General features: G+C 66.2%; 3 protein-coding genes. All 3 read right to left on the reverse strand.

All coding sequences use genetic code 11. The annotated features are described in order from the left end of the window. Positions 1-174 precede the first annotated feature (174 nt). Positions 175-1905, reverse strand: coding sequence for a PTS fructose-like transporter subunit IIB (locus tag B2V21_RS16450; protein WP_056844124.1), 1731 nt, complete (start codon positions 1903-1905; stop codon positions 175-177). A gap of 11 nt (positions 1906-1916) precedes the next feature. Further along, a complete protein-coding gene (gene pfkB / locus B2V21_RS16455) occupies positions 1917-2858 on the reverse strand; it encodes a 1-phosphofructokinase (RefSeq protein WP_286917419.1) in 942 nt (313 codons plus the stop codon). After that, on the reverse strand, positions 2858-4749 hold a 1892-nt coding region (gene ptsP, locus B2V21_RS16460; RefSeq protein ID WP_286917420.1), incomplete at its 5' end, for a phosphoenolpyruvate--protein phosphotransferase. The genes ptsP and pfkB, both read right to left, overlap by 1 nt.

Below are 4749 nucleotides of genomic sequence, written 5' to 3' on the forward strand. Positions count from 1 at the left end.
GGCGGTGCGTGCGGTGTATCTGAAAAACCGCGTCAAGGCCGGACGCGGCTTGCACCGCTGCGACAGGGGATCGCAGTGTTTCTGTAGCAGCGGCGCGAGCCGCGTCGGCGGTGCATGCGGTGTATCTGGAAGGCCGCGATGAGGCCGGACGCGGCTTGCGCCGCTGCTACAGGGTCAGGCTTTGGCCGGTTCTACGGCGATTTCCTGGGTCTCGGGCTTTTTGATCACGGCATACACGACCGCGGTCAACAGGGCACCGGCGACGATGGCCATCAGATACAACAAGGCATGGTTGATCGCGTTCGGAATCAGCAGCACGAACAAGCCACCGTGCGGCGCCATCAGCTTGCAGCCGAAGTACATCGACAATGCACCGGTCAAGGCCCCACCGACAATGCTCGCCGGAATGACCCGCAATGGGTCCTTGGCGGCGAACGGGATGGCGCCCTCGGAAATGAAGCACAACCCCAGCACCAACGCCGCCTTGCCTGCCTCGCGCTCGGTCTGGGCGAATTTGCGCCGGGCGAAGAAGGTCGCCAGCCCCAGACCGATCGGCGGCACCATGCCCGCCGCCATGGTTGCGGCCATCGGCGCATAGCTCTGCGACGCCAGCAGCCCCACCGAAAACGCATACGCCGCCTTGTTGATCGGCCCGCCCAGGTCGACGCACATCATCGCGCCCAGCAGCACCCCGAGCAGCAACGCGTTGGTGGTGCCCATGCTGTCGAGGAAAGTCGTCAGACCTGCCAGCATTCCAGCCACCGGCTTGCCGACGACATAGATCATCACCAGGCCTGTGAACAAACTGGCCAGCAGGGGAATGATCAGGATCGGCTTCAAGGCTTCCAGACTGGCCGGCAGCTTCGCATAGCGGTTGATCGCCTTGGCCGCGTAACCGGCAATGAAACCCGCCGCGATACCACCGATGAAGCCGGCACCCAAGGTGCTCGCCAGCAAGCCGCCGATCATGCCCGGCGCAAGCCCCGGACGGTCGGCGATCGAATAGGCGATGTAGCCCGCCAGCAACGGCACCATCAGCTTGAACGCGGCTTCGCCACCGATCTGCATCAGGGCGGCCGGCAAGGTGCCGGGCTCCTTGAACGCCTCGATACCGAACACGAACGACAGCGCGATCAGCAAGCCACCCGCCACCACCATCGGCAGCATGAACGACACACCGGTCAACAGGTGCTTGTAGACACCGGTCTTTTCCTGCTTCTTGGGTGCACCGGCGGCGCTGCCGGTGGATTCCACCTCACCTTCGGCCAGCGCTTTGTTGAGGGTCGCTTGAGCCTGTTTCAGGGCAATGCCGGTGCCGCAGCGATAGATCTTCTTGCCGGCAAAACGCTCGGTGGCCACTTCGATATCGGCGGCCAGCAACACCACGTCGGCCTCGTCGATGGCCTGTACGCTCAACGGGTTGCGCGCGCCCACCGAACCCTGGGTTTCCACCTGCAACTCGTAGCCCAACTGCTTGGCGCCCTGCTGCAACGCTTCGGCCGCCATGAAGGTGTGCGCCACCCCGGTCGGGCAGGCGGTTACCGCCACCAGACGCGGTGCACGCGACGCCGTTGCGGCTGCCGCCGGCGCGGCTGCGTAGGGTTTGGCCTGTTCGGCAGCCTGCCGCAGAAAGCCGTCGACATCCTGCAGGGCGTGGGCCGGGCTGCTCTGAAACAGACGCTTGCCGACAAAACGGCTCAGGTCCATGGCACCGGTGTTGACCACCAGCACCCAATCCGCAGCTTCGATATCAGCCGCGGTCAGACGCTGCTCGGGGTTTTGCGGGTCGAACACTTCAACGCTGGTGCTCCAGCCCTGGCGACGGGCCGCCGCGTCGAGCAGACGTGCGCTCAAGACGCTGGACACCCGCCCGCTGGGGCACGCGGTGACAATAGCTAGTTTCATCTTCAACCCTCTTATTGTTCTGTCAGCGGACGTACACTGACGCCGCTTTCAAGCCGCGACAGGTGCGCGGCATCACTGATTCCGAAGCCGATCTGCGTCACCGCCATGGCGGCGATCGCGGTGGCCGTGCGCAGGCTGTGTTCCGGCGTCCGTTCGCTGAGCAGACCGTGTACCAGCCCGGCCAGCAACGAGTCCCCGGCACCTACGGTACTGGCCACGTCGACGGTGGGCGGCAAGGCCTGCAAGGCCAGGTCGGCCGCGAACCAATTGACGCCGCGCTCGCCTTGGGAAATCACCACGTTGCCGACCCCGTCGGCCAACAGGCGCTGGGCCGCAGCGGACTGCTCGGCAGGCGTTTCCACCGAGCTGCCAAGCACCTCGGTGAGCTCATGGGTATTGGGCTTGACCAGCCATGGACGGGTCAGCAAGCCGGCGCGCAGGGCCGCGCCACTGGTGTCGAGCGCCACTTTCAGGTCCATGCGCGCAAGCGTTTCGAGCAGCGCCTGGAACCACTGCGGATTCACCCCACGCGGCAAGCTGCCGGCGACCACCACCGCATCGTGCCCCGGCGCGATGTCCTGCAGACGAGCCAGCAGCGCCGCCTGGGCCTGATCGTCGACCACCGGACCCGGACCGTTGACGTCGGTGACACGGCCACTGCGCTCGGCCAGTTTGATGTTGCTGCGCGTCTCACCCGGCACGCGAATGAACGCATCGGTAAAACCGCGCTGCGCGAACAGCGCCTCGAACGGCTGCGCATTGGCATCGCCGAGAAAACCACTCACGGTCACCTGATGGCCGAGGTCGGCCAGCACTTGGGCGACATTGAGGCCCTTGCCGGCTGCGTGACGGTGCAGGGCATTGCTGCGATTGACTTCGCCCAGTTCCAGGCCGTCGATCTCCACGGTCAGGTCCAACGCCGGATTGAGCGTCAGGGTCAGGATGCGTGCCATCAAGATTTCTCCACCAGGGCACGCACCTGCGTGGCGGTGCCCAACCCGAGCGCATGCCGGGCCAATTGTTGCGCGTGGCTGAGCGTCAACTCGCGCACCCCCGCCTTGACCTCGGCAATGCTGCGCGCCGAGACACTCAATTCGTCCACACCCAGGCCGACCAGCAACGGCACGGCCAACGGGTCGGCTGCCAGCTCACCACAGACGCCGACCCATTTGCCGTAGTCATGGGCTGCACGCACGGTGATGTCGATCAATTGCAGTACGGCCGGGTGCAGACCATCGGCCTGGGCCGACAAGGTTGGGTGGCCACGGTCGATGGCCAGGGTGTACTGGGTCAGGTCGTTGGTGCCGATGCTGAAAAAGTCGACCTCGCGGGCCAGTACCGGAGCCAGCAAGGCCGCCGACGGCACTTCGATCATGATGCCCAGTTGCAGATCCTTGACCGGAATCTCGCGACGCACGCGCTCGGTCATGTCCTTGGCCTGGCGCCACTCCTCGACGCTGCCGACCATGGGGAACATGATCCGCAACGGACGATTGTCGGCGGCGCGCAGCAATGCGCGCAGCTGGCCTTCCATCACGTCGGGGCGCTGCAGCGTGAGGCGAATGCCGCGCACACCCAGGAACGGGTTCTCTTCCTTGTCGATCGGCCAGTACGGCAACGGCTTGTCGCCGCCCACATCGAGGGTGCGTACCACCAGTGGTCGACCTCGCAGGCCATCGAGCACACGGCGGTACTCGGCTTCCTGCACGGCCTCATCCGGGGCTTGCGAATGGGCCATGAAAATCAGCTCGGTGCGCAGCAGGCCAACGCCCTCGGCGCCCTGCTCCACGGCCTTGGCAACACCGGCGCTTTCGCCGATGTTGGCAAATACTTCCACGGCGTGCCCGTCGAGGGTCACCGCGCTTTCCATGCGTCGCTCGGCCGCGGCCTGCAGGCGCTGCTCGCGGCGATCACGGTCGGCCAGGGCACGTTCCAGCACCTCGGGCGCCGGAGCCACGGTCAACAGCCCGCGCTGACCGTCGATCAGCAGCGCCGTACCGGCAGCGATCTGCAACACGCCTTCGCCTGCGCCGACCACGGCCGGAATGCCCAGAGCACGCGCGACGATGGCGCTGTGCGCCGTGGCGCCACCGCGCGCGGTGAGAATCCCGGCCACACGAGCCGGGTCAAGACGGGCCACATCGGAAGGACCGACCTCGTCCATCACCAGAATGTAGGCTTCCTTGGGCTCTTCCAGCGTCGGTACGCCGCACAGTTGTGCCAGCACGCGTCGACCGATGTCGCGCAGATCAGCTGCGCGCTCGGCCAGCAGGGCATCCTGCAGCGCTTCCTGCTGCACTGCGGCAGCCTCGATCACCGTGTTCCAGGCTGCGGCAGCACTTTCGCCCTGCTGCAGACGCGCGGCGACTTCATCGGTCAGCGCCGGGTCGTCGAGCATTTCCTGGTGAGTGACGAAGATCTCGCGGATGGCCTGCGCCTGAGCCCGCTGGATCAGCCCTTCGATGTCCTGGCGGACCTGGCCCAGGGCGGCCTGCAGACGCTCGCGTTCGAGCGCCACGGATTCACCGAGCTGGGGATATTCGAAATCGTGCAGCACCTGGATGTGCGCCGGCCCCATGGCGATGCCGGGGGCAGCGGCGACGCCCTGGACCTGGGCCCCGGTGCGCGGTGCCTGCGGCTTGGCCTTGGGCGCCTTGGCGACCGGTGCCTGCTGCGGCGCCGCTTCGGTGACCGCTGGCAGCGGCTCCACTTCTTCGCCCAGACCTTCTTCAATGGCCTTCAGCAGCGCTGGCAGGGCGTCGTCTGCAATGGTGGGTTCAGCCACCAGTTCCAGGGTCTGGCCGCGCTGCGCACCGAGGCTGAGCAGCTTGCTCAGGCTCTTGG

The sequence above is a fragment of the Pseudomonas sp. UBA6276 genome, assembly GCF_002438365.1.
GTDB lineage: Bacteria > Pseudomonadota > Gammaproteobacteria > Pseudomonadales > Pseudomonadaceae > Aquipseudomonas > Aquipseudomonas coleopterorum.

Coding starts and splice junctions, on each gene's coding strand:
- pfkB (WP_286917419.1), bottom strand. CDS start 2,858: ATGGCACGCATCCTGACCCTGACGCTCAATCCGGCGTTGGACCTGACC.
- B2V21_RS16450 (WP_056844124.1), bottom strand. CDS start 1,905: ATGAAACTAGCTATTGTCACCGCGTGCCCCAGCGGGCGGGTGTCCAGC.